Raw genomic sequence first — 24,348 nt, 5'->3', positions numbered from 1 at the left:
GGCGGGCACCTTCCGCAAACGCCGCACGCCCGCAGGCACAGGCGAAAAAACGAAGCCCGCAGGCTTCGTTTTTGTTCAGGCGATGCGCAATCCGATCAGAACGGAATGTCGTCGTCCATGTCCGAGAAGTTCGGTGCCGGACGCTGTGGCTGCGGACGGGCTGCCGGGGCCGGCGGGGCCTGGCGCGGGGCAGAACGCTGTGGCGGCGCGTCGTAGCCGCCGCCGTCGTCCATGCCCATGTCGTTGCCGCCGCCCATGCCCTGGCGGCCGCCCAGCATCTGCATGTTCTCGGCGATGATGTCGGTAGCGTAACGCTCGATGCCGTCTTTATCCGTGTACTTGCGGGTCTGCAGGCGGCCTTCGACGTAGACCGACGAACCTTTTTTGAGGTACTGGCCGACGATTTCAGCGAGACGGCCGAAGAAGGAGATGCGGTGCCATTCGGTCAGCTCTTTCTGCTCGCCGGTGTTCTTGTCCTTCGACTTGAACGAGGTAGCGACCGCGATGTTCGCGATGGCGTCGCCGCTCGGCATGTAGCGGATTTCCGGATCGCGGCCGAGGTTGCCGACGATGATGACTTTGTTGACTGATGCCATGGTAAGACTCCTTCAGGATGATGTGAGCCCTGGCTCTGCAACTTGACTAAGCGCCAGGGAACGGGGAGCGCCTAACAGAACGTTCATGCAGCCATGAAGGTTTTGTTAGACGCTCCGGGTGTTTCAGCACGCTATTATGAGGCCAGCCGCCCACTTCTTAAAGTGGATTTTTTGCGTTGAATCAAGCATTTTTATGCCGCGCGCATGGTCCAGCCAAGCTTCTTTTGCGACCTGATCCATGCACAAAGGGACATGCCGCCTGGCTACCGAACGCCACGCTACGCTGCGTCCCCCTAGAATTATTTTCAGTTCCTGAACAGTTTGTCATTGAAGCGCACGCCGATCGGCCCACATAGGCCAGACCGGTTCGTTCCAGCCTGCGCCCGGCATGTCGCATGGGCATGCCAGGCTGGCATCGCTGGTACACATGCTACCCGAATAGTACTGGATGCATGTACAGCCAGTGCGAAAAAGCGTTAAACTAACAGATTCCCCAGACTGGCCCGCCGGTCGCGACAACGCCGCTCATCAAGGCGTCTTGCGCGGTCCGCACAACTTATTGAAAGCCTGCCAAAACTTAATGGAAGAAATTCGAATCCGCGGTGCCCGTACGCACAACCTGAAGAACATCAACCTTGACCTGCCCCGCAACAAGCTGATCGTCATCACGGGCCTGTCGGGTTCGGGCAAGTCTTCCCTCGCTTTCGACACCCTGTATGCCGAAGGCCAGCGCCGCTATGTCGAGTCGCTGTCGGCCTACGCGCGCCAGTTCCTGCAGTTGATGGAAAAGCCGGATGTCGACCTGATCGAGGGCCTGTCGCCGGCGATTTCCATCGAGCAGAAGGCGACTTCGCACAATCCGCGTTCCACCGTCGGTACCGTCACCGAAATCCACGACTACCTGCGCCTGCTGTACGCACGCGTGGGCACCCCGTATTGCCCGGACCACCCGCACGAGCCGCTGGCGGCGCAGACCGTGTCGCAGATGGTCGATTCCGTGCTGGCCATGCCGGAAGGCACCAAGCTGATGATCCTGGCGCCGGTCGTGGCCGGCCGCAAGGGCGAGCACAGCGATCTGTTCGCGGGCATGCAGGCGCAAGGCTTCGTGCGTTTCCGCATCCAGAGCGGCGTCAACCCGGCCAAGATCTACGAGATCGACGAGCTGCCGAAGCTGAAAAAAACCGAAAAGCACTCGATCGACGTCGTCATTGACCGCGTGAAGGTGAACCCGGAAATCAAGCAGCGCCTGGCCGAGAGCTTCGAGACCGCGCTGCGCCTGGCCGACGGCCGCGCCGTCGCCTACGAGATGGACACCGAGCAGTCGACCGTGTTCTCCAACAAGTTCGCGTGCAATGTCTGCGGCTATTCGCTGCAGGAACTCGAGCCGCGCCTGTTCTCGTTCAACAACCCGATGGGCGCCTGCTCGCAGTGCGACGGCCTGGGCCACATCGAGTTCTTCGATCCGAAGCGCATCGTCGCCTTCCCCAACCTGTCGCTGGCCTCGGGTGCAGTGAAAGGCTGGGACCGCCGCAACCAGTTCTATTTCCAGATGCTGTCGAACCTGGCGGCCTATTACGAATTCGACCTCGACACGCCCTACGACAAACTGCCGAAGACGGCGCAGGACGCGGTCCTGTTCGGTTCCGGCAAGACCGCGATTCCGTTCACCTATGTGAACGAGCGCGGCCGCACCGTGATCCGCGAGCACACCTTCGAAGGCGTGGTGAACAACCTGCAGCGCCGTTATCGCGAAACCGATTCGATGGCGGTGAAGGAAGAACTTGCCAAATTCATCAACGAAAAGAAATGCCCGGCCTGCGACGGCGCGCGCCTGCGCACGGAAGCACGTTTCGTCAAGATCGGCCAGGGCGCCCAGCAGCGCGCGATCTATGAGGTGTCGGACCGTCCGCTGCGCGAAACGCTGGAGTTCTTCGAAACGCTGGTCCTGACCGGCGCCAAGAAGGACATCGCCGAGCGCGTCATCAAGGAAATCACGGCGCGCCTGAAGTTCCTGAACAATGTCGGCCTCGATTACCTGTCGCTCGACCGCAGTGCCGATACCCTCTCGGGCGGCGAAGCCCAGCGCATTCGCCTGGCCTCGCAGATCGGTTCCGGCCTGACCGGCGTCATGTACGTGCTCGACGAGCCGTCGATCGGCCTGCACCAGCGCGACAACGACCGCCTGATCGCGACCCTGAAACACCTGCGCGACATCGGCAACAGCGTGCTCGTGGTCGAGCACGACGAAGATGCGATCCGTACCGCCGACTACATCGTCGACATGGGTCCCGGGGCGGGCGTGCACGGCGGCCGGATCATCGCCGAGGGTACGCTCGAAGAGATCATGCGGAACGAGCATTCGGTGACGGCCCAGTACCTGGACGGCCGCCGCAAGATCGCCGTGCCGAAAAAGCGTACCCCGGCCAATCCGGAGCGCCAGCTGGTGATCACGAATGCGACCGGCAACAACCTCAAAGGCGAAACCCTGACGCTGCCGGTCGGCCTGATGACCTGCGTGACGGGCGTGTCCGGTTCGGGCAAATCGACGCTGATCAACGACACGCTGTATCCGGCCCTGTCGCGCCACCTGTACGGCGCGCAGACGGAACCGGCGCCGCACGACGCGATTTTTGGATTAGAACACTTCGACAAGGTCATTTCCGTCGACCAGGCACCGATCGGCCGCACCCCGCGCTCGAACCCGGCCACCTATACCGGCGTGTTCACCCCGATCCGCGACCTGTTCGCGACGGTGCCGACGGCCAAGGAACGCGGCTACTCGGCCGGACGCTTCTCGTTCAACGTGAAGGGCGGCCGCTGCGAAGCCTGCCAGGGCGATGGCGTCATCAAGGTCGAGATGCACTTCCTGCCGGACGTGTACGTGCCTTGCGACGTCTGCCACGGCAAGCGCTACAACCGCGAAACGCTCGAAGTGCACTACAAGGGCAAGAGCATCACCGAAGTGCTGGAGATGACGGTCGAAGACGCGCACGAGTTCTTCAAGCCGGTGCCGGTGATTGCCCGTAAACTCCAGACCCTGCTCGATGTCGGCCTCGGCTACATCAAGCTGGGGCAGAGCGCCACGACCTTGTCCGGTGGCGAGGCGCAGCGCGTAAAACTGTCGCTGGAGTTGTCCAAGCGCGATACGGGACGTACCCTGTACATCCTGGACGAGCCGACCACGGGCCTGCACTTTGCCGACATCGACTTGCTGCTGAAAGTGATCCACCGCCTGCGCGACCAGGGCAATACGCTGGCGATCATCGAGCACAACCTCGACGTGATCAAGACGGCGGACTGGATCGTCGATTTGGGTCCGGAAGGTGGCGCCGGCGGCGGCAAGATCGTCGCGACGGGCACGCCGGAACAGGTGGCGAAGAATCCAGCCAGCGTCACCGGCAAATACCTGGGGCCGTTGCTGAAGCAGTAAGCAGAGCCAGGAAATGAAAAAGCAGAGCTGCGGCTCTGCTTTTTTTTGACCTCGTTACAGCTGCTAACTTGCCCGCAAGGACTCCAGCCCCGCCCGGATAAACCCGCGCATGCGCGCATCCACCATCCCGCCCACCTGCAGCGCCGGCTCGTTCTCCAGCGCCTGGCGAATCTTGCGTTGCGTTGCCGGATCGTCTCCCGCAAACGAGCGGAACAGGCCATACCACTCCCGTGCCAGCGCCTGCCCTTCCGGCGAGTCGGGTGCACATCCCGCATCCATCGCCGTGCGCACGCGGGCGAACAGCGGCGGCCACTCGCTGGCGCGTTTGCCAAAGTTGGCGCGCATGAAGGCCAGCTCTTCCTCATCCAGATAGCGAGCGAAGACAGCCAGCTGGTTCTCCTTGGAGGCCGCTTGCACGAAAGCCATCACGGCAGGCGTGATCCCGGTACGCTCCTGCACCGCGGCTTCCTGCTCGTGCATCGCATTCAGTTTGGCGAACAGGACCGGATTGGCCGCCGTGTCGCGGTTGACCATCGCCATCCAGCGTTGCGCCAGTTCCCTTGCGCGAGGGTCGTTTGGTGCCACGCCGCCATCGAGCAAGCCGCGCACCTCGGCCACGAGCGCCTTCCATTCGCCCTCGACCTCATCGAGCCGCTGATACAGCGGCAATTGCTCCAGTTCGTCCTTCGTAAAATAGTTGTCGTACATCGTCATCTGCTCCAGGGTTGTCAACCAGTCGGCCGGATCCGGTTCCTGCCGGTCGGCGAGCTGCCCTCGCAGGCGTTGCAAACGCATACGCAGGCGGCTGGCGCCGTCGATCTGGCTGCTCAATACGGCGATCTGGCGATCGACGATGGCAGCCAGCGGCAGGTCGGTTCCGGTGAGATAGCTCGCGATGTCGGCCAGCGCCATGCCGAAGCCGCGCAATGCCAGGATGCGGTGCAGCCGGGCGAGGTCGGCCTCGTTATACAGCCGGTAGCCGGCATCGGAACGCGCCGAAGGGGACAGCAGTTTGATGTCGTCGTAATGGTGCAGCGTGCGCACCGTCAGGCCGGTGCGTTTTGCCAGTTCGCCAATTTTCAACAGCATCGGTCTCTCCTCTTCATGCGTGCAACCATGCTCGGGCCTCACGCCGCGTGAGGGTCAAGCACTCCCTGAAACAAGTAATATTAATACCCGACGGAAATCACATACACGACGATATGCGCTTACTCATTATTGGCAACTCGGGCTCGGGCAACTCGTACCGGGCGAAAGCACTGGCCGCCCAGCACGATCTGGCGCACCTGGACCTGGACACCATCGTGTGGGAGCCGGGGCAGATCGCCGTGCCGCGCGCGCCGCAGCAGGTACAGGCCGACCTGCTGGCCTTCGTCCACGCGCACGGCAGCTGGGTGGCGGAAGGCTGCTACGGCGACCTGGTCGAAGCGGCGCTGCCCTGGTGTTCCGAACTGGTGTTCATGAACCCGGGGCGAGAAATCTACCTGGAGAACAACCGCCGCCGTCCGTGGGAGCCGCACAAGTACGACTCGATGGAAGCGCAGCAGAGCAAACTGCCTTTCCTGCTGGACTGGGTGGCGGGCTATTACGAGCGCGACGATGCGATGTCGTATGCCTGCCACCGGCACTTGTTCGACCGCTTCGACGGCAACAAGACCGAGGTGACCGCGCTCTGAGGAGCGCCGCCGCTATTCGGCGGTATACAAGGGCTGCGCCATGCGCACCGGCCGCACGTCCATCCGGATGCGGTAGATGGAATAGGCGTCCTCGCGGTTCGCGACGTATTCCCCGCTGTCGGGCATGCGAGTGAAGGTGAATTCGAAACCGCGTTCCGGCGCGGCGCTGGCCGGCCCCTCGAAGGCCAGGCCGACGGCGCGCTGCAAGTCGCTGTCGACCAGTTTGACGAGCAGGTCGAGCACCGCGGTATTGCCGAGGATATCGGGATAGAACAGCGCAGCGCGATGTTCGGGGCGGGTCTTGTCGACCGCTTCCTTGCCGGTACCATGCTGGAAACTGCGCTTGACCAGATCGAAGCGGTCGCCGTTGTCCAGGTAGCTGATGCGCGCATTCGACAGGTTGAACTGCGGCTGCGCCTTGTCCGTCGTGGCGCCCTTCAGGTCGAGCACGATGGCGCCGGTGCGGCCGATCATTGTCACCTGGCGGTCAGGCGCCACCACCGCGGCCGTGTCCTCGTCGATGCCGAGGCCCAGCGTGTAGCCTTTGTTCAGCATCGCCGGCAGCATGCGCGCGAAGCGGCCGCGTGCCAGCAGGTGCTGGTCGATGAAGATATCGTCGCCGATGAAGCCCAGCCCCGGGGCGATGTCCTTGCCCTCGACCACGCCATGCTTCAACAGCGGCGCGACATCGGGGGGCGGATCGAAGAACATGGTGCTGCTCATGATGGCCGCGCCCGCGCTGGTGCCGGCGATGACGCCGCCGCGCCGGTACATGCTCCACAGCGCGTCGAGTACCGCGCTGTTGCTGCCGTCCGGGCGCCGCAGCGCGCCGGTGATGCGCGCCTGGTCGCCGCCGGTGAAGAAGGCACCGCCGGCGCTGCGTACGAAGGCCGCCAGCGCCGGGTCCTCGGCCACCTTGCGCACATAGCGCCCCGCCAGGCGCGGTGCGATCGGCACCACGACGGCTTGCGCGCCGTGGCGGTTCAGGTTGGCAACAGTCAGGGCGCCTTCGCGCTCGGGATTTTCGGCGGCGGTCGGGAACACCGCGATGCGCGCCCCCTGCCGCCGGCCAGTACCACGATCTTGTCCCAGACCGCGGCGTTCTCGGCACGCAAGCCGCCGCCGATGATGACCAGCGAACCCTTGGGCGCTTCCGCGACCGCGGCTCCCGTCGTGCCACCCAGGCCGGCCAGCGCCAGCGCCAGCGAAAAAGCAACTCCCCTGAACATCCCCCGGCTCCCTAGCGGAACGAATAGTTCAGGCTGACGAAGCCGCTGCGCCCGCGCGGATCCGTATAGCTCGGGTCGTACCCGGCCAGGAAGAAATAGGCCTGGTTCGAGAACGGCGGATCCTTGTCGAGCAGGTTCAGCACGCCGGCGCGGAGTTTGAGGTGCTTGCTGATGGCCCAGCTGCCGGTCAGGTCCCACAGCGAATACGACTTCACCTTGTTCGGCGCCAGCAGCTCGTCGGTGTAGGGGTCGTAGGTCGTGTTCTGGTCGGTATAGCTGGACGAATACTGGTTCGCCAGGGTCAGGCTGACCGGACCGCTGTCCCACTCGAGGTTGATCCGGTGGCGCCACTTCTGGATCGCCTGGTCGTTCAGGAAGACGCCGAGGTTGCTGCGGTAGGGCTCGGCTGGGCCGAACTGGCGGTCGTAGCGCAGGATGCGGGTGCCCGACAGGCTCAGGCCAAAGCGTCCCCAGGGTCCGCGCTCGCTGCGCCAGTCGGCGGCCAGGTCGATGCCCGAGGTCTTCAGGCGGCCCTGGTTTTCCTTCATCAGGAGGATGTTCGAGATGAAGCCGTCCTCGTCGCGTTCGATGTACTTGCCGTTGTAGGCGGCCGGGTTCTCGATGATGACCTGTTCGCCCAGGGTGCTGATGACGTCGCGCTTTTCGATGTTCCAGTAGTCGATCGAGAAGTTGCTGCGCTTGTTCAGTTCGACCACGGTGCCAAGCGTGAACTGGCGCGATTTCTCCGGCTTCAAATCCGGGTTCGAGCGGCGCTCGACGTTCCACTGATCGGTGCAGGTATCGATGCTGCCTTCCTGCGCCACGCATTGCGGGTCGGTCAGGATGCCGGCCGAGGTGCCGAAGATGGTCGGACGCTTCAGGTCGGACAGCGACGGCGCGCGAAAACCCGTGCCGGCCGAGGCGCGCAGCAGCAGGAACCGCGTTCGGCTGCCAGCGCAGGCCGATCTTCGGATTGGTGGTGCCGCCCACTTCGCTGTAGCGGTCATGGCGCAGCGCGAACTGCATTTCCAGTTCCTTCGTGAAGGGCGCATTCAGTTCGGTGAAGACCGAGCCCACACGGCGCCTGTTGTCCGCCGTCTCGACTTCGAGCAGCTCGCCGGCCGGCACCGTGCTGTCGCGGTCGCCGGCGATGTTGTTCGACTGCAGCAGGCTTGATGGCGTGAAGAGTTGGTGCTCGCGCCGGAATTCGCCGCCGATGGCGATGGCCAGCTCGCCGCCGGGCAGCGTGGCCAGCGCACGCGACATCTTGCCGTCGATCGAGGTCGAGATGCCTTTCGCCTTGCGCGCTTCGTCGTTGATCTTGATGCTGTTGATCAGGTCGATGCCCGCCTGGGACGAGGGTGCGAAGGGGTTGATCGTGCCGTTGCGCACGGCGGCGTCAAACTGGTCGAACAGCACGTAGCCATCGACATACTTGTCGGTGCTGCGGTTTTCGGCGCGCGCCAGCGCCAGGTCGTAGTCCCAGCCGGCCAGGTTGCCGCTGGCACCGAGCACGAGGCGCTGGCCTTCGCTGCTGACCTCGTTGCTGCGGTTGCCGGCTTCCTGCATGCGGTAGCGGATGCCGCTGAAGGTGTCGGGCAGGCCTGGGCCCGTCAACGCACGGCGATAGGCCTCGGGCAGGATACTCACCGGCAGGTTGCGGATGCGGACCGGGTTCGGCGACAGCACGTACTTGCTCTTCGCTTCGGTCTGCACCAGCTCGGCGAAGAGCTGGTTGTTGGCGTCGAGCTGGTAAGTCGCGCGGCCGATGAAACCGATCTTGCGCGAGTCCGGATAGATCTCGGTGTCTTCCATGTAGTCGTAGCTGCAGCCCGCCGCCCCGCCTGGTCCCTTCTCGGCATACACGGTGGCGGGCGGATTGCATCCAGGTGCGCTCGGGTTGATCCGGCTGACCGTGCTGCCCGCCGGCAGCAGGCCCGCGGCTATCAGCGCGGCGCGCTGGGCGCTCGAGATATCGACGTTGACCGGGAAGGTATTGCTCGACATTTGCGCCGGCAGCGTGGTGGCCAGGGCACGCTCAGCGATGAAGCTGCGCTGGCGCGAACGCAGGCGGTCGAGCTGCTGGAAGTCGAGCACGCCGAACACGTTAAAACGATCGGTCGTGAGGTCGCCGAAGCCGGCGCTGAGGCTGGCGGTGCGTTTGCCGGCGCCGCCATGCTGGGTGCCCGCGGCGGAGGCGGCCAGGTCGATGCCCGTATAGTCCTTGCGGGTGATGAAATTGATCACGCCGCCGATGGCGTCGGTGCCGTAGATCGCCGAGGCGCCGTCCTTCAATACCTCGACACGCTGGATCGCCCCGGCGGGGATGTTGTTCAGGTCGACGCCGGCATTGTCGCCGGGGGAGGCGAAGTTGGCCAGGCGGCGGCCGTTGAGCAGTACCAGTGTCGACGACACGCCCAGGCCGCGCATGTTGGCGCTGTTCATGCCGCGCTGGCCCGAGGTGCTGTCCGAAATGCTGGGACCGTCCGTCAGGGGCGCCGTGTTGGCGCTGATGTTGCGCACCAGTTCGGCCGCGGTGGTGACGCCCATCTTGTCGATGGTTTCGCGCGAAATCACTTCCACCGGCAGCGCCGCTTCGCTGTCGAGCCGCTTGATCGAGGAGCCCGTGACCAGCACCCGCTGTATTTTCGGTTCCGCCGGCGCGGCCTGCCCTGTCGTCTCCGTCTGTGCAACCGCCTGGTTCGCCAACAAAACCAGTGCGGCGACAATGCTCGAGGCCAGGATGGTTGGCCGCAAGGTATTCGATTGTTGCTTGCTCATGCATTGCTCCCTCAGGTGGTGGCGCAGGATTGTTCTCGACGTGTCTCTGTTCGCAGTGCTTTCGTGCAATTCTTTTAACTATTTCCAAATGTAATGCATGTTCTGTTGCAGGCTCAACATGAATTTGGAAAAATGTCTCGATCCATCCACCTTGCATGAAAAACGCGCAAGGATGTCCCTGCGGCCATGCCGGCGCCCGCCCATAAAAAAAGGCAGCGCCATATGGCACTGCCTTTTTTATGTGCGGCCGCATGACACGGCCGCCCTCCTCAGAAATTTTATTGCGCCAGCTGCTGTTCCAGCTTCTGCTTGGTCGCCACCAGCTCTTGCGGCAGGTGGTAAGCCAGCTTCTCGAACAGTTCGGTGTGCAGTTTCAGCTCTTCGCGCCAGGCGTCCCTGTCGATCGAGGTGATCTGGTTGAACTGCTCCTGGGTGAAGTCGACGCCGTCCCAGTTCAGGTCGCCATAGTTCGGCGAGGTGCCGAACAGGTGCTGGGTGCCGCCTTCGGCCTGGCCCTGGGCACGGTCGAGGATCCACTTCAGTACGCGCATGTTCTCGCCATAGCCCGGCCACACGAAGTTGCCGGACTCGTCGGTACGGAACCAGTTGACGCAGAAGATCTTCGGCAGCGCGGCCGGGTTCTTCTCCGCGACTTTCCGTCCGAGATCGAGCCAGTGCTGGAAATAATCGCTCATGTTGTAGCCGATGAACGGCAGCATCGCGAGCGGATCGCGGCGCACGACACCCATCTGGCCAGCAGCAGCGGCGGTGGTCTCGGAGCCCATGGTTGCTGCCATGTAGACGCCTTCGACCCAGTCGCGCGCTTCGGTCACCAGCGGCACGGTGGTGGAACGGCGGCCGCCGAAGATGAAGGCCGAGATCGGCACGCCGGCCGGATCGTCCCAGGCCGGATCGATCACCGGGTTCTGCGTCGCGGCGACGGTGAAGCGCGCGTTCGGGTGGGCAGCCTTGGTGCCCGAGGCCGGGGTCCAGTCCTTGCCCTGCCAGTCGATCAGGTGGGCTGGCGCTTCCTTGGTCATGCCTTCCCACCAGACGTCGCCATCATCGGTCAGCGCGACGTTGGTGAAGATGACGTTCTCGCGCAGCGACAGCATGCAGTTCGAGTTGGTCTTGTCATTGGTGCCCGGGGCCACGCCAAAGTAGCCGGCTTCCGGATTGATCGCGTACAGCTTGCCGTCGGCGCCCGGCTTGATCCAGGCGATGTCGTCGCCGATGGTGGTGACTTTCCAGCCATTGAACGAGTTCGGTGGGATCAGCATGGCGAAGTTGGTCTTGCCGCAGGCCGAAGGGAAGGCGGCGGCGACGTATTTCTTCTCGCCTTGCGGCGATTCCACGCCCAGGATCAGCATGTGTTCGGCCAGCCAGCCGGTGCCGCCGGCTTGCGCTTCCTGGTAGCCCATGTTCGAGGCGATGCGCAGCGCGAAGCATTTTTTACCGAGCAGCGCATTGCCGCCGTAGCCCGAGCCGAAGGACCAGATTTCGCGGGTTTCCGGATAGTGGACAATGTACTTGGTGCTGTTGCATGGCCATGGCACGTCTTGCTGGCCGGCAGACAGCGGCATGCCGACGGTGTGCACGCAGGGCACGAACTCGCCGCTTTCGCCCAGCACGTCGTACACGGCCTTGCCCATGCGCGTCATGATGCGCATGTTCACCGCGACATAGGGCGAATCGGACAGTTCGACGCCGATGTGGGCGATCGGCGAACCGAGCGGGCCCATCGAGAACGGCACGACGTACAGCGTGCGGCCAGCCATGCAGCCGTCGAACAGGCCGTTCAGGGTGGTGCGCATTTCGGCCGGGTCCATCCAGTTGTTGGTCGGGCCAGCCTGCTCCTTCGTTGCCGAGCAAATATAGGTACGGTCTTCGACACGTGCCACATCCGACGGATCGGAATGCGCCAGGTAGGAATTCGGGCGTTTTGCCGGGTTCAGGCGCTTCATCGTACCGGCTTCGACCATCTGTGCGCACAGGCGGTCGTACTCTTCCTCGGAGCCGTCGCACCAGTAGATGGCGTCAGGCTTCGTCAGGGTGGCGATTTCCGCGACCCAATTGAGGAGCTTCTGGTGTTTGATGTAAGCAGGGGCGTTCAGTGCGGCGACGCCGCCCATCACGGGCTGGTTCATGTGGTACCTCCAATGCCAATTAAGAATTCTTTCTTGTCCCGGCACGGCAGGATCGTCGTCTGCGGGGATGGCTACGGCATCCCAGGTTCGCCAGCGGAAGCGGCGGTACGGCGGTCATGTCGATGGCCTCGCGGGCGAGGCTGGGTGGAACGATACAGCGGGGGTTGATATACACTTTGATGGTGTCAAACCCTTAAGATTCGGCCGATTGTACACCTGTAAAACGGCGATTCAAGCTGTTCCGATCGAAAAATGTAGGAAATATAGTTGACTTTTGTAGTGGGCTACTTCGATTCCGCGCGAACCCGTTATTCCTTTACGCGCTCATCCATAACTTCGCTCAATTTCCATGAAAATAGCCATTCTTGACGACTACCAGAACGCTGTGCCCGGTCTCGACTGTTACAAAATATTGGACGGCCACGAGGTCAAGGTGTTCAACAATTCGACGCGCGGCCTCGGCCAGCTGGCCATCCGCCTGGCACCGTTCGATGCCCTGGTGCTGATCCGCGAGCGCACTGCCTTCCCGGCCGCGCTGCTGAACAAATTGCCGAACCTGAGGCTGATTTCGCAGACCGGCAAGGTCAGCGGGCATGTGGATGTGGCCACCGCGACGGCGCGTGGCATCGCCATTGCCGAAGGCGTCGGCTCGCCAACGGCCCCGGCCGAGCTCACCTGGGCGCTGATCATGGCAGCCAGCCGCAAGATCGTGCCTTATGCGAATAACCTGAAGGAAGGCACCTGGCAGAGCGCCTCCTTCAATGCCGCGCTGAACGGCCTGGGACGGGTGCTCAAGGGACGCACGCTCGCGATCTGGAGCTACGGCAAGATCGGGCGCCTGGTAGCCGGGTATGGCAAGGCCTTCGGCATGCGCGTGCTGGTGTGGGGAAGCGAAGCAAGCCGTCAGGCGGCGGTGGCCGATGGTTTCGAGGCGGCTGCATCACGGGAAGCATTCTTCGCCGAGGCCGACGTGTTGACGCTGCACCTGCGGCTGGCGGAAGCCACCCGCGGCCTCGTCACGGCGGCCGACCTGGCGCGCATGAAGCCGGACGCGCTGTTCGTCAACACGAGCCGGGCGGAACTGGTGGAAGAGGGCGCGCTCGAGGAAGCCTTACATCGCGGCATACCCGGCAGCGCGGCGGTGGACGTGTTCGCCAACGAGCCGCTGGCCGCGGATGCGCCCATCCTGCGCATCCCGACCGTACTGGCCACGCCGCACCTGGGTTATGTCGAGCAGGATAGTTACGAGATGTATTTCAGGGCGGCGTTCGAGAATATCGTGAATTTTGCCGCGGGCGAACCAAGCAACATATTGAATCCCGAGGCGTTGAGGTAGGACGTAGGGTGGGCAGATTCTGCCCACGCGTTCAACGGGCGTTTGCAGAGCCGGTAATCAAATGGGTCGCTGCCCGATCAACTCGCGTTGAACGCGTAGGCGGGGAGAACAGTCCGCTGGACTGTTCTCCCCGCCTACCCTACGGTTCAGCGCAGCTCCGGCTCGCCCGTCAGGTTGATGCGCCGCGCCGGCATCACGTGGGTACCCGTCCACAGCCCCGCCCAGCCTGGCGGCCAACCGATGGCGGGACCGGCATACGGCTTCACGCCGGCGCGTACCGGCACCACCGGCACCGGTGGCGCCTCGATCAGGCCGCCACCAGGTGGCCTTTCCATGTTCAGGCTATACATGTAGCCCGGCAGCAGTTGCTCGCAAACATCGGCAAACCAGGCAGTGTGGTCTTCGTCGCGGCCCAGGGCCTGGGCCAGACCCTGCGGGTCGAACTTCGCCAGTGCATGGATCAGTTCATCGGTGCTGGCGCCGGGCAAATCGCCCCAGCCCATCACCGGGTTATTGTTGTATTCGGCGCCGGAACCGTACCAGCCTTCGCGCCAGGAACGCTGCATCCAGTTGCGCTGCCCGGTAAACAGATGCCAGCGCCAGTGCAGGCCCGACGGTTTGGGCCAGGAATACAGGTACAGCTTCTGGTAGCCAGCCTTGTGCAGTTCGCGCACGACAGCCATCAGGCGCGCATGGGGCATGCGGTCCGGCGGCGTACGGCGGAACAGGATCGCTTCGCCGTCGGCGTGCTGGACTTCATCGGTCGACAGGTTCAAATCGAGCGCACGCGCTTCGTTGCCGAAGCGTGCGGAGATCCAGCCGGTCAGCAGGTTGACGTGGGTGATCACGCCATACCCGCGATGTCGGTGGAAAATAACGGTACCTGGAGCAACGGCTTTCATGGGAAATTAGGTAGGGCAATGCCTGGAGAAAAGAGGAGTCTACTCATCCGATCCGGTTGATTCTAGCCTAGTCACATATGGATACACACCCATTTGCGGCTATCATTACCCACCTTTTTTTACTGCGTTTATAAACCGATATGACTTTGCGACTCATCGCCACCGGCGGCACGTTCGACAAACACTACAATGAACTCAACGGTGTGCTCGGCTTTGCAGACAGCCACATGCCGGCCGTCCTGCAGCGTGCGCGCATGACGATTCCTGTCGCGCTGGAAGTGCTGCCCCTGCTCGATTCGCTCGACATGCAGGATGCCGACCGCGAGCGCGTACTGGCAGCCTGCCAGGCGGCAACCGAAAAAGCCATCGTCATCGTGCACGGCACCGACACCATGCCGCAAACGGCCGCCGTGCTCGGCGCTGCCAGCCTCGGCAAGACGATCGTGCTGACCGGCGCCATGATTCCCTATGAAATCGCCAATTCCGACGCCCTCTTCAACCTCGGTTTCGCCTGCGGCGTCGCCCAGACCCTGCCGCCGGGTGTATACGTCGGCATGAACGGCCAGGTGTTTACTTGGGACAACGTGACGAAGAACCGTGCGGCCGGCGTCTTCCAGCCGCTCTAGCAAGCGGACTCAAACACACAAATAGATATTCCACGGGGCAGCAGAGCGCTGCCCCATCGGCAAACTTCCTATACTTTTCTCTCCTATGAACCGCGAGGAGAGTGCCATGTCCGACCGTCCCATCCTGACCACGCGCCAGGGCCACCCCGTGCGCGACAACCAGTCGCTGCGTTCCGTCGGCGAGCGCGGTCCGGCGACGCTCGAGAACTACCAGTTCATTGAAAAGATCACCCATTTCGACCGCGAACGCATCCCCGAGCGCGTCGTGCATGCACGCGGCACCGGTGCCCACGGCTATTTCGAAGCCTACGGCAAGATCGGCGACGAGCCCGCCAGCAAGTACACGCGCGCGCGCGTACTGAATGAAACCGGGGTGCAGACGCCCGTCTTCGTGCGCTTCTCGACCGTTATCGGCGGCAAGGATTCACCGGAAACGGCCCGCGACCCGCGCGGCTTTGCGGTCAAACTGAAAACAGTCGAGGGCAACTGGGACCTGGTCGGCAATAACCTGAAGGTCTTCTTCATCCGCGATGCCATCAAGTTCCCGGACATGATCCACGCTTTTAAACCCGACCCCGTCACCAACCAGCAGGAAGCCTGGCGCTTCTACGACTTCGTCGCCAATTCTCCCGAAGCCCTGCACATGGTCACCTGGGTCAAGAGTCCATGGGGCATCCCGGCGAACTACCGCGAGATGGAAGGTTCGGGCGTCAACACCTATAAGCTGGTGAATGACCAGGGCGTGGCCCACCTGGTGAAATTCCACTGGCAGCCACGGCAGGGCGTGCGCAACCTGACCGCGGCCCAGGCCGCCGAGATCCAGGCGCACGACACCAGCCACGCCACCCGCGACCTGTATCAGGCGATCGAACGCGGCGACTATCCGGAATGGGAATTCTGCGTACAGATCATGGCCGACGGCGAGCATCCCGAACTCGACTTCGACCCGCTGGACGATACCAAGCGCTGGCCGGAAGACCAGTTCCCGCTGTTGCCGGTCGGCCGCATGGTGCTCGACCGTAATCCCGAGAATGTCTTTGCCGAGACTGAACAGTCCGCCTTCGGCACCGGCGTGCTGGTCGACGGCATCGACTTTTCGGACGACAAGATGCTGCAGGGCCGCACCCTCTCCTATTCCGACACGCAGCGCTACCGCGTCGGGCCCAACTACCTGCAACTGCCAATCAACGCACCCCAGGAGCGGGCACGCCCGCGCACCAACCAGCGCGACGGCCAGATGACCTATGTCGTCGACGACAGCGGCGCGAACAAGCACATCAACTACGAGCCGAGCCTGCTGGGCGGCACCCAGGAAGCGCCCAAGCCGCAGCGCGAGTACCACCAGCACGTGGAAGGGTATCTCGGCCGCTACCAGACCACGAATACCCGCAGCGACTACAAACAGGCGGGCGACCGCTACCGCACGTTCGCGGACTGGGAGCGTGACGAGCTGGTGAACAATGTTGGCGGCGACTTGAAAGCCTGCCCGGAGCCGGTACAGCTGCGCATGGTGTGGCACCTGTGGCATTGCGACGAGGACTACGGCCGCCGCGTGGCGCAAGTGGCCGGCATCGACCTCGAGAAGGCCAAGGCGCTGGCGCCGTTGCCGGGCAAGCCGATGCCGCACGCGAATCGCCAGGGAGCGACGTTGACGGATGGGACAAGTGCCGAGCCGGCGACGAGCGACGAGGTGGCGGGGGCGAAGTAAGCAGCAAAGCAAAACGGACCCAAATGGGTCCGTTTTAACGTAGGGTGGGCACTCGTGCCCACGCGGAACTGTGATCATTGTTGGCGGCATTGCTGCGCAGAGTTAACCGAGGGAGCAACTGGCCAACAAATGCATGTGGTTAGCGTTAACACTATTCACGCTTTCGCGTGGGCACGGAGTGCCCATCCTACAAACGCTTACGCCTTCGCTTCACCGCCCAGCGCTTCCACCACGTCGGTCAGCATCTTGGACAGCTCGCCCGTCATCAGCATGATGTCGTTGTCAAAGCGCTCGTCGTCGCTGTAGGTGACGGTTTCGCCTTCCTTGATCACGTCCAGCGGTTTCACGCCCTTGATGGCCAGCGCTTCGGTCAGGACAAACGACACGCGGCTGTTCCAGGTCATGGCCAGGCGCGTGCACTGTTTACCCGACGCGATGTGGCGGCGGATGTCTTCCGGGTCGAGCGAATGCTTCACGTAACGCACGGCGGCGCGGCTTTCGCCGGTGGCACGCAGTTCCGTGTCCTGGTCGATCGTGAAGTTGTATGGCGCTTCGTCCGATTCCAGCCAGCCCGTCATCACGGCCACCGGCGAGCGCTGCACGCGCAGCGATTCGAGCGGCAGGCGGTCGACGGCTTTGAGCAGCAGCTTGATGACGTCATCGGCTTTCGCCGGGCTGGCGGCATCGACGACCAGCCAGCCGTTGACCGGGTCGATCCAGGTCCAGGTGTTGCTGCGGATCGTGAATGCGCGCGGCAGCAGTTCGTCGGCCACACGTTCCTTCAGTTCCTTCATCGCCTTCTTGCCTGGCGGGAAGCCCTGCTGCTCTTCCAGTTCGGCCGCCTTGGCCTTGGCGACCTGGTTGATGACCGAGCTCGGCAGCAGCTTCTTTTCGGTGCCCAGCATCATCAGCATCTGCTTGTTGACGACGTGGACCAGCTTGCCATTGCCGCGTGGCGAATCCCAGCCCTGGCGCAGCAATTCGTTGCTGCTGGCCGGCGAGAATGCCTGCGTCTGCAGCGCCTCTTCCATCTGCTCGGGGGCAAACGCCCAGTTGGCGGGAAGACGGTAAATCTGAAGATTCTTGAACCACATAGTTGCTTTCTGTTGTCTCAGTATTTCAGGGGAACGACATTTTACACGCTGATGTCCGCGTATTTTCAGCGGGCAACAATATCGTTTTAATGTGTTGTGCGTTCGTCAAACAGACTGAGCTGCTCGACGTTTTCGGTCTCGCCCAGGCGCACCCCGACACCCAGCAGGCGCACAGGGCGGCTGGCGCGTTGCCAGCCGATTTCCATCAGGCGGGCGAAGGTGGGCAGGTGTGGCGAAAAGCCCACGCACTCGACCGTGGTCTGCTGGAAGTCGGAGAATTTGATTTTTACAAATAGCTTGTTGATGAATTTTTCGGCAGCGTTGCGCTTGATGCGCCCCAGCAGGTGCTCGTATAAATCCGGCAGCAGCGCCAGGCAGGCTGGCAGGTCGGGCACGTCCGGCGTATAGGTTTCCTCGGTGCTGATCGACTTGCGCTCGCGCTCGGGGCTGACTTCGCGGTAATCGATGCCGCGGCACAGGTCGTACAGGCGCGCGCCAAAACTGCCGAAATGATGCTGCAGCTCCTGCAGCGTCCAGCCGCGCATGTCGAGGCAGGTCTGCACGCCGAGTTTGTTCAGCTTGGCGGCGGTCACTTTCCCGACCCCGTGCAGTTTTTTCACAGGCAGGGCCGCGACGAAAGCATCGACCTCTTCGGGACGCACGAGGAACAGGCCGTCGGGCTTGTTCCAGTCGCTGGCGATCTTCGCCACGAATTTATTCGGTGCGACGCCCGCCGAGGCGGTGATGCCGACAGTCTCGAAGATGCGGCGCCTGATTTCCTGCGCGATCAGGGTCGCACTGCCCTTGCAGTGCGGTGAATTCGAGACATCCAGATAGGCTTCGTCGAGCGACAGCGGTTCGACCAGGTCGGTGTAGTCGCTGTAGATCTCCATGATCTGGCGCGAGGCAATGCGGTATTTTTCCATCGCCGGCGGAATGACGAGCAAGTCCGGGCACAGTTTCATCGCCTGGGCCGTGGCCATGGCCGAATGGATGCCGAAGCGCCGGGCCTCGTAGTTGCAGGTCGCCACCACGCCGCGCTGGTCAGGACGGCCGCCGACGGCGAGCGGACGCCCGCGCAGGGACGGATCGTCGCGCATCTCGACCGACGCATAGAAGCAGTCGCAATCGCAATGGATGATTTTACGGGCGGGGGCGTTCACTCGGGCGACAGGGCCACTACTGTAATTCTGTACAGTATCTCGTCAATTGAGGAGAGTTGCAAGGGCCCGTAGGGCGGGCACTTAGAATGACGCCGCCTGCAGGCAAAAAAAACGCGCGGCAAGCCGCGCGTTTTTTGCCTTGCTGACTAACCAGCGCTTACCAGGTCAGTTTCAGCGAGTAGGTGCCGGTGCTGCCGGTTGGGCCGCTGTAGTACTTCACGCGCACATAACGTGCCACGGTCGACGTGCCCGTGTTCGACACCGAGGTGCTGTCGGTTGCGCCGGCGCCGTTCTCGCTGGCGGCCAGCTGGGTGCCCGACGAGTTGTAGACATACAGGTCGTAGTCCGCGGTCGAACCCATGCTCAGCGATGCCGACAGGGACTTACCGGCCGGCAGCTGGACCACGAAGTAGTCGCTGTCGGTCGAGCTGCCCATGGTGCCGTTGACGGTGGTGCCGCTGGTGCTGACGGCGTTCGCGGTCGAGATCGAGCCGTTCGACTCGGTTTCGTTGATCGTCGTGCCGGTGGTACCGCCGCCGGCCGAGACCACGGCTGCTGCCGCGTCGACGATGCCGGTGCCGCAGCCCGAGCAGGTGCCCGGGAAGGCGCGTGCGGTGCTCTTGAGCTTGGCTTCGATCTGGTCAGGCGTCAGGGCCGAGTTCTTCGCCAGCATCAGCGCAGCGACGGCGGCGACGTGCGGGGTCGCCATCGAGGTGCCCTGGTAGGCGGCGTAGCTGTCCGAGCCTGGAGCACGGGTGCCGCTGTTGAGCGTCGACAGGATGCCGTAGGAACCGTCGCCGCCTGGTGCAGCGACGTCGACCACGGTGCCGTAGTTCGAGTACGAAGCGCGGGCGCCGGTCTTGCCGGTTGCCGCCACGGTCACGACGCCGGCGCAGTTGGCCGGATTCGAGTTGCTGGCGTTCTGGTTTTCGTTACCGGCCGCGACGACGACCACGGTGCCGCGCGAACGGGCGCTGTTGATCGCGTTCTGGGTCGTGGTGTCGCAAGCGCCACCGCCGCCGAGCGACATGTTGATGACCTTGGCAGGATAGGCATTTGCCGGCACGCCGCTCACGGTGCCGCCCGAAGCCCAGATGATGGCGTCGGCGATGTCGGAGGTGTAGCCACCGCATTTGCCGAGCACGCGGACAGGCACGACACGCGCGTTGTAGGCGACGCCGGCGACGCCGACACCGTTGTTGGTCTTGGCGGCGATGGTGCCGGCCACGTGGGTACCGTGCCAGCTCGAGTTCGATGCCGGGCTGCCGGCGTAGCACTCGTTGGCAACGATCCAGTCGCCCGGATCGGACGGGTCGCTATCGCGGCCGTTGCCGTCGTTGCCCATCGTCGCGTCGGAAATGAAGTCGTAGCCGCCGACATACTGGCCGGAGAGGTCGGCGTGAGGACGGATACCGGTGTCGATGACGGCAACGCGCACGCCGGTACCGGTCGACAGGTCCCAGGCGCCAGGCACGCGCAGGCCGCCGGTGGTGTCGAAGAAGTCCCACTGCTCCGAGTAGCGCGGATCGCTGGCGGTGGCCATCTTGGTCATGATGCGGTCTGGTTCCGCGTACTCGATCGAGCTGTCGCGCGCCATCATTTCCTTGGCCAGCGCGTCGGCTTCTTTCAGCGAGACCTTGCGGTCGATCTTGAACACGTGGGCACCGTTGGCGGTCGTGCGCAGGGCTTGCAGCTTCATGCCGAACTGCTGGCCGGCACGGTCGGCCACTGCCTGGCGCGCAGTGCTCATGTTGGCGCCGAGTTGGGCAGCGACACTGCCGCCCTGGGCAGCCTTGTATTTCACGATCAGGCGATCGGTGTTCGTGATGTATTGCGTGGTGCCGGCGGCCTGGGCGTCCAGGTTCACAGCGGCGATGGCCGAACCGGCGCACAGCGAACCGGTGGCGATGGAGACAGCTACAGCGACCTTCAACAACGGGTAAATCGAATGCGTCGACTTCATGTTGAGTCCTTTGATGTGTAGTTTTCCGTCAAGGCAAAATGCCCTGTTTTATGATCTCCGGCGTTGATTCCGAAGTGCCCTCTGCTGGCGGCTCAAGAAATGTACTGCGGAGTAAACATGTGCGCCGGGAATTTCGAAGCGCGTGCGGCACTTTCGCAACGGTTTACACGCTTGAATTAACAAAAACATGATTTATTTGCCAATACATAATGTGTGCCAAATAACATACGGTGGAAATTCGTTACTTTCATCACAAAACCAATTCTCGACTGCAATGAATGAGAGTTTGTGTGATGCGAATCCATGCAAAAAGGCCGTGCAGAGCACGGCCTTTCGAGAAAACTCACACAAACTAGCGTTCAGTTGTGTGAATTGTCATCACGCTGTCATCAGAAATTGCCCTTGAACTGCACACCCCAGGTACGCGGTTCGTTGGTAAATCCCGTCAGTTGTTGAAGTCGATGGCACCGGTAATGCGGCGCTCGTCGAGGATGTTGCGGCCGAACAGGGCCGCTTCGTACCTGCCGTCGGCCCAGGTGTAGCCCAGGCGCAGGCCACCTTCCGTCAGCGGCTTGCCGGTGAATCCGCCGCTTCAGCTGCTGGTCCTTCACCGTGTAGTCATAGACCGAGAAGGCAACCCGGCCGCGGCGTTCGAACAGGTCGGCCTTGATGCAGGCCTCATACGAGGTGATGGTCTCGGCGTCGGCCACGGTGATCGGCACCGAAGCCGAGGCAGCCGCGATGCTCGGCGCGCGGAAACCCGTTGCCACGCGGCCGTACAGGTTGGCGCTCGGGGTGAGCTTATAGGTGCCGCTCAGGTCCCAGCTGAACTTGGCCTTGCTGGTGTCGACCGACGGGTTGCCGATCTGGGTCACGTTCTCGGCGATGACGGGATTGAAATGCTTCTTGTCGAATGAAGCCGGGACCGGCCGGGGTACGCCGTCGAGGTCGCCACGGCGCTGGGTCATGGCCAGGTCGCTGTAGTTCTCAACGTAGTCGTCGCGGTGCTGGCGCAGGGTCGACACGCGCATCGCCCAGTCCTGCGACAGCGGCACGTTGACCGCGCCTTCGACCTTGATCGTGTTGTGGGTGGCGACCGAGGCATTGCAGTTACCCTCGACCTTGCTCGTGTTCGGCTTTTCCGACTCGAACTTCACCACGCCGGCCGGGGTATTGCGGCCGAACAGGGTGCCCTGCGGGCCGCGCAGCACCTCGACGTTGGCGACGTCGAAGATCGGGAAGCCTTTCAGGATCGGGTTTTCCTGCACCACTTCGTCATGGATCAGCGAGACCGGCTGCGAAGCGAAGGTATTGAAATCGGTATTGCCGTAGCCGCGAATATAGAAGCGCGGGAAGGTGCGGCCATTCGAGGATTCGACATTCAGGCTCGGCAGTTTGCCGGCCAGCAGGCGGATGCCCTGGCCACCGGACGTGAGCACGTCGAGCTTTTCGCCGCGCAGCGCGCTGACGGCCAGCGGCACGTCGCGGATGTTTTCGGTGCGGCGCTGGGCCGTCACGGTGACGGTCTGCAGCGCGGCGCCATCGCTGCTCTGGGCCAGGGCCGGCACGGCGGGCAGGGCCGCCAGCGCGAGCGCCGCCAGCTCTGCCTGCAGGACGCGGCGGTGCATCCTGGACATCTTGGCCATGAGTTTTTCCTTGAGGTCGAAAAGCCGTTACCTCTCCTCCTGCGCCGCGAGCGGCGTGGGCACATGTCGCCCGGCACCCGCATCTTGACGATGTCTCAAGGTTGCCGTCCTTGCAAGGCGATATTGTTGGCGATGCCATGGTCGATCGCAAGGGGACATCGATGGCGGGACTGACTAACAACAGGGCAGGGTCTAGGCGCCGATCAGGATGGCCCGTAAATCGTTGACGTTGGTGCGGGTTGGCCCGGTCACGACCAGGTCGCCCAGAGCCGCGAACAGGCTGTAGCCATCGTTGTTCGCCAGCAGGGCACGGGCATCGAGGCCGGCGGCCGCGGCGCGTGCGAGCGTATCGGGGTCACGATGGCGCCGGCATTGTCTTCGGTGCCGTCGATGCCGTCGGTGTCGACCGCCAGCGCGTGGATGCCGGGGCGGCCGCCCAGCGCGAGCGCCAGCGCCAGCAGGAACTCCGCATTGCGCCCGCCCCGTCCGCTGCCGCGCACGGTAACCGAGGTTTCGCCGCCGGACAGCAGCACGCGCAGGGCGCGGCCAGCGGCTGCCCGTGCTCCAGCACCTGCCTGGCGATCGCCGCGTGCATGCTGGCGACATCGCGCGCTTCCCCTTCGACGCTGTTCGACAGGATCAGCGGCGTGACGCCGGCGGCACGCGCCGTGGCCGCCGCCGCTTCCAGCGCGTCCTGGGCGGTGGCGATGACGCGCACTTCGTTGCCTGCCAGGCGAGGATCGTCCGGCAGGGGGCGGCGTGGGACGGGTTCGCCAGGTGCGCGCGCACCGCGTCGGGCACCGCGATAGCGTAGCGTTCGAGGATGGCCAGCGCATCGGCCGGACGGCTGCTGTCGGGTACGGTCGGGCCGGAGGCGACCGTTGCCGGATCGTCGCCAGGCACGTCCGACACGATCAGGGTGACGACGCGCGCCGGGTGGCAAGCCAGCGCCAGGCGCCCGCCCTTGATGGCGGACAGGTGCCGGCGCACGCAATTCATCTCGCCGATGGGCGCGCCGCTACGCAGCAGGGCCCGGTGGATCGCGCGCTTCTCCTCGACCGTGATGCCGGGCGCGGGCAGCGACAGCAGGGCCGAGCCGCCGCCGGAAACCAGGCACAGCACCAGGTCGTCCGCGCTTAGGCTGGACACCAGCGCCAGCATGCGCTCGGCTGCCGCCAGCCCGGACCTCGTCCGGCACCGGATGGCCGGCCTCGACCACCTCGATATGCCGCGTCGGCGCGCCGTGTCCGTAGCGTCGTCACCACCAGGCCCGACAGCGCCGACGGCGCCCCCGCCACGCACACGCTCGACGCCCTCTGCCATGCGCGCGGCCGCCTTGCCGGCGCCGACCACGACCGTGCGTCCCCGTGGCGGCGGCGGCAGGTGGCGCGCCACCGGTGGCGCCGGCGTCGACCGCCACGAGCGCGCTGTCGAACAGCCGGGTCAGGAACTGGCGGGGATCGGGGACGGGCATGTGTGCTCCTCGTTGCGTGAAATGCGACCCAGTTTGGCATGAAACTGGTACGAAGCGGCCGGCACGCGTCCGCCATCGAAAAACGCTGCCTCGACATTTTTTCGGAAAAACCCTTGCACATTCGCGAACCCATACGCTATGATTCGGGCCTCTTCAGACGCGATGACAAGTGTCAGACGAAACGAATACGGTGAGCGGGGCGCTTAGCTCAGTTGGTAGAGCGGATCCCTTACAAGGATTAGGTCGGGAGTTCGAGCCTCTCAGCGCCCACCAGATATCGTTTCAACGAGGAACCGATCAGTAAAAACGGAGCGGTAGTTCAGTTGGTTAGAATACCGGCCTGTCACGCCGGGGGTCGCGGGTTCGAGCCCCGTCCGCTCCGCCAGCATCAAGAAAAAGGGAACCGCAAGGTTCCTTTTTTCGTTTACGCGACGGTTTCATTTTCATCCTGCTTTTATCTTCCTGCAGACTCTTCCCATACCCGCCATGGGTTATCGAACGAACAGTTCCGCTCTTCCGCCCGTGCTATAGATAGCCCCTGCGCCACGGCGTTTTCCCCATGAGCGAATGCACACTG

At 63.4% G+C, this 24,348-nt stretch carries 18 protein-coding genes, 2 tRNA genes and 2 pseudogenes; 8 read left to right on the top strand and 14 right to left on the bottom strand.

Annotated features, from left to right (window positions below):
* Positions 1–95: 95 nt before the first annotated feature.
* Positions 96–596, bottom strand: coding sequence for a single-stranded DNA-binding protein (gene ssb, locus G4G28_RS01215; RefSeq protein ID WP_182990547.1), 501 nt, complete (start codon positions 594–596; stop codon positions 96–98).
* A gap of 580 nt (positions 597–1,176) precedes the next feature.
* On the opposite strand from ssb, the gene uvrA reads away from it, so the two are divergent.
* Positions 1,177–4,026 (top strand): excinuclease ABC subunit UvrA, encoded by a 2,850-nt coding sequence (uvrA, locus tag G4G28_RS01210; RefSeq protein WP_182990546.1) that lies wholly within the window; start codon positions 1,177–1,179, stop codon positions 4,024–4,026.
* A gap of 63 nt (positions 4,027–4,089) precedes the next feature.
* Here uvrA and G4G28_RS01205 read toward each other — a convergent pair whose 3' ends face one another.
* Positions 4,090–5,115: a MerR family transcriptional regulator gene (locus tag G4G28_RS01205; RefSeq protein ID WP_182991678.1), complete on the bottom strand. Its 1,026-nt coding sequence runs from the start codon at positions 5,113–5,115 to the stop codon at positions 4,090–4,092.
* Between the two features lie 113 nt (positions 5,116–5,228).
* On the opposite strand from G4G28_RS01205, the gene G4G28_RS01200 reads away from it, so the two are divergent.
* A complete protein-coding gene (locus G4G28_RS01200; RefSeq protein ID WP_182990545.1) occupies positions 5,229–5,702 on the top strand; it encodes a shikimate kinase in 474 nt (157 codons plus the stop codon).
* A 12-nt stretch (positions 5,703–5,714) separates the two neighbouring features.
* Here G4G28_RS01200 and G4G28_RS01195 read toward each other — a convergent pair whose 3' ends face one another.
* The 3 genes from G4G28_RS01195 to G4G28_RS01190 are packed head-to-tail and all read right to left on the bottom strand — an operon-like array spanning position 5,715 to position 7,938.
* On the bottom strand, positions 5,715–6,746 hold the full coding sequence (locus tag G4G28_RS01195; protein WP_229507842.1) for a cyanophycinase: 1,032 nt from the start codon (positions 6,744–6,746) through the stop codon (positions 5,715–5,717).
* A complete protein-coding gene (locus tag G4G28_RS25005) occupies positions 6,701–6,931 on the bottom strand; it encodes a hypothetical protein (protein WP_229507841.1) in 231 nt (76 codons plus the stop codon). The genes G4G28_RS01195 and G4G28_RS25005 overlap by 46 nt, the downstream gene beginning before the upstream one ends.
* Positions 6,932–6,942: 11 nt before the next feature.
* A complete protein-coding gene (locus G4G28_RS01190) occupies positions 6,943–7,938 on the bottom strand; it encodes a TonB-dependent receptor domain-containing protein (RefSeq protein ID WP_229507840.1) in 996 nt (331 codons plus the stop codon).
* Between G4G28_RS01190 and G4G28_RS25000 the strand changes: the two genes are divergently transcribed.
* Positions 7,937–8,107, top strand: coding sequence for a hypothetical protein (locus tag G4G28_RS25000; RefSeq protein ID WP_229425367.1), 171 nt, complete (start codon positions 7,937–7,939; stop codon positions 8,105–8,107). The two genes, G4G28_RS01190 and G4G28_RS25000, sit on opposite strands and share 2 nt — an antisense overlap.
* Positions 8,108–9,235: 1,128 nt before the next feature.
* Here G4G28_RS25000 and G4G28_RS28770 read toward each other — a convergent pair.
* A pseudogene (locus G4G28_RS28770) lies at positions 9,236–9,481 on the bottom strand (TonB-dependent receptor plug domain-containing protein); the annotation flags it as partial.
* 509 nt (positions 9,482–9,990) lie between these two features.
* A complete protein-coding gene (locus tag G4G28_RS01175; RefSeq protein WP_182990543.1) occupies positions 9,991–11,859 on the bottom strand; it encodes a phosphoenolpyruvate carboxykinase (GTP) in 1,869 nt (622 codons plus the stop codon).
* Between the two features lie 349 nt (positions 11,860–12,208).
* On the opposite strand from G4G28_RS01175, the gene G4G28_RS01170 reads away from it, so the two are divergent.
* Positions 12,209–13,195, top strand: coding sequence for a D-2-hydroxyacid dehydrogenase family protein (locus G4G28_RS01170; RefSeq protein WP_182990542.1), 987 nt, complete (start codon positions 12,209–12,211; stop codon positions 13,193–13,195).
* 146 nt (positions 13,196–13,341) lie between these two features.
* Here the strand turns inward: G4G28_RS01170 and G4G28_RS01165 are convergent, their stop codons facing one another.
* A complete protein-coding gene (locus G4G28_RS01165; RefSeq protein ID WP_182990541.1) occupies positions 13,342–14,097 on the bottom strand; it encodes an L-asparaginase in 756 nt (251 codons plus the stop codon).
* A 140-nt stretch (positions 14,098–14,237) separates the two neighbouring features.
* On the opposite strand from G4G28_RS01165, the gene G4G28_RS01160 reads away from it, so the two are divergent.
* Together G4G28_RS01160 and G4G28_RS01155 are read left to right on the top strand one after the other, a co-directional pair.
* Positions 14,238–14,723, top strand: a complete 486-nt coding sequence (locus tag G4G28_RS01160; protein WP_182990540.1) for an asparaginase domain-containing protein — start codon at positions 14,238–14,240, stop codon at positions 14,721–14,723.
* A 106-nt stretch (positions 14,724–14,829) separates the two neighbouring features.
* Positions 14,830–16,431 (top strand): catalase, encoded by a 1,602-nt coding sequence (locus G4G28_RS01155; protein ID WP_182990539.1) that lies wholly within the window; start codon positions 14,830–14,832, stop codon positions 16,429–16,431.
* Between the two features lie 197 nt (positions 16,432–16,628).
* Here G4G28_RS01155 and G4G28_RS01150 read toward each other — a convergent pair whose 3' ends face one another.
* From G4G28_RS01150 to G4G28_RS24985, 6 genes and pseudogenes are all read right to left on the bottom strand, one after another.
* On the bottom strand, positions 16,629–17,525 hold the full coding sequence (locus G4G28_RS01150; protein WP_182990538.1) for a recombination-associated protein RdgC: 897 nt from the start codon (positions 17,523–17,525) through the stop codon (positions 16,629–16,631).
* A gap of 86 nt (positions 17,526–17,611) precedes the next feature.
* Complete coding sequence (gene dinB, locus G4G28_RS01145) at positions 17,612–18,625, bottom strand: DNA polymerase IV (RefSeq protein WP_229425691.1); 1,014 nt, start codon at positions 18,623–18,625, stop codon at positions 17,612–17,614.
* Positions 18,626–18,845: 220 nt separating this feature from the next.
* Complete coding sequence (locus tag G4G28_RS01140) at positions 18,846–20,651, bottom strand: S8 family peptidase (protein ID WP_182990536.1); 1,806 nt, start codon at positions 20,649–20,651, stop codon at positions 18,846–18,848.
* 389 nt (positions 20,652–21,040) lie between these two features.
* Entirely contained in the window at positions 21,041–22,297 is a 1,257-nt protein-coding gene (locus G4G28_RS01135) for a TonB-dependent receptor domain-containing protein (RefSeq protein WP_374011274.1), read from the bottom strand.
* A 192-nt stretch (positions 22,298–22,489) separates the two neighbouring features.
* Positions 22,490–22,797: pseudogene (locus G4G28_RS24990) on the bottom strand (MOFRL family protein).
* A gap of 139 nt (positions 22,798–22,936) precedes the next feature.
* Complete coding sequence (locus tag G4G28_RS24985; RefSeq protein WP_229507838.1) at positions 22,937–23,692, bottom strand: glycerate-2-kinase family protein; 756 nt, start codon at positions 23,690–23,692, stop codon at positions 22,937–22,939.
* A 276-nt stretch (positions 23,693–23,968) separates the two neighbouring features.
* Between G4G28_RS24985 and G4G28_RS01125 the strand changes: the two genes are divergently transcribed.
* Together G4G28_RS01125 and G4G28_RS01120 are read left to right on the top strand one after the other, a co-directional pair.
* A tRNA-Val gene (locus G4G28_RS01125) sits at positions 23,969–24,044 on the top strand.
* 35 nt (positions 24,045–24,079) lie between these two features.
* Positions 24,080–24,156, top strand: a tRNA-Asp gene (locus tag G4G28_RS01120).
* Positions 24,157–24,348 lie beyond the last annotated feature (192 nt).

This window comes from Massilia sp. Dwa41.01b, from assembly GCF_014171775.1.
Lineage (GTDB): Bacteria > Pseudomonadota > Gammaproteobacteria > Burkholderiales > Burkholderiaceae_D > Telluria.
Note: the sequence above shows the minus strand (reverse complement) of the source record. Positions and strands in the feature narration are given on the sequence as shown.

Bases quoted from the DNA above. Each gene is read 5' to 3' on its own strand.
- ssb (WP_182990547.1), bottom strand. From the start codon at position 596: ATGGCATCAGTCAACAAAGTCATCATCGTCGGCAACCTCGGCCGCGAT.
- uvrA (WP_182990546.1), top strand. From the start codon at position 1,177: ATGGAAGAAATTCGAATCCGCGGTGCCCGTACGCACAACCTGAAGAAC.
- G4G28_RS01205 (WP_182991678.1), bottom strand. From the start codon at position 5,115: ATGCTGTTGAAAATTGGCGAACTGGCAAAACGCACCGGCCTGACGGTG.
- G4G28_RS01200 (WP_182990545.1), top strand. From the start codon at position 5,229: ATGCGCTTACTCATTATTGGCAACTCGGGCTCGGGCAACTCGTACCGG.
- G4G28_RS25005 (WP_229507841.1), bottom strand. From the start codon at position 6,931: ATGTTCAGGGGAGTTGCTTTTTCGCTGGCGCTGGCGCTGGCCGGCCTG.
- G4G28_RS25000 (WP_229425367.1), top strand. From the start codon at position 7,937: ATGGCGCAGCGCGAACTGCATTTCCAGTTCCTTCGTGAAGGGCGCATT.
- G4G28_RS01190 (WP_229507840.1), bottom strand. From the start codon at position 7,938: ATGACCGCTACAGCGAAGTGGGCGGCACCACCAATCCGAAGATCGGCC.
- G4G28_RS01175 (WP_182990543.1), bottom strand. From the start codon at position 11,859: ATGAACCAGCCCGTGATGGGCGGCGTCGCCGCACTGAACGCCCCTGCT.
- G4G28_RS01170 (WP_182990542.1), top strand. From the start codon at position 12,209: ATGAAAATAGCCATTCTTGACGACTACCAGAACGCTGTGCCCGGTCTC.
- G4G28_RS01165 (WP_182990541.1), bottom strand. From the start codon at position 14,097: ATGAAAGCCGTTGCTCCAGGTACCGTTATTTTCCACCGACATCGCGGG.
- G4G28_RS01160 (WP_182990540.1), top strand. From the start codon at position 14,238: ATGACTTTGCGACTCATCGCCACCGGCGGCACGTTCGACAAACACTAC.
- G4G28_RS01155 (WP_182990539.1), top strand. From the start codon at position 14,830: ATGTCCGACCGTCCCATCCTGACCACGCGCCAGGGCCACCCCGTGCGC.
- G4G28_RS01150 (WP_182990538.1), bottom strand. From the start codon at position 17,525: ATGTGGTTCAAGAATCTTCAGATTTACCGTCTTCCCGCCAACTGGGCG.
- dinB (WP_229425691.1), bottom strand. From the start codon at position 18,625: ATGCGCGACGATCCGTCCCTGCGCGGGCGTCCGCTCGCCGTCGGCGGC.
- G4G28_RS01140 (WP_182990536.1), bottom strand. From the start codon at position 20,651: ATGAAGTCGACGCATTCGATTTACCCGTTGTTGAAGGTCGCTGTAGCT.
- G4G28_RS01135 (WP_374011274.1), bottom strand. From the start codon at position 22,297: ATGGCCAAGATGTCCAGGATGCACCGCCGCGTCCTGCAGGCAGAGCTG.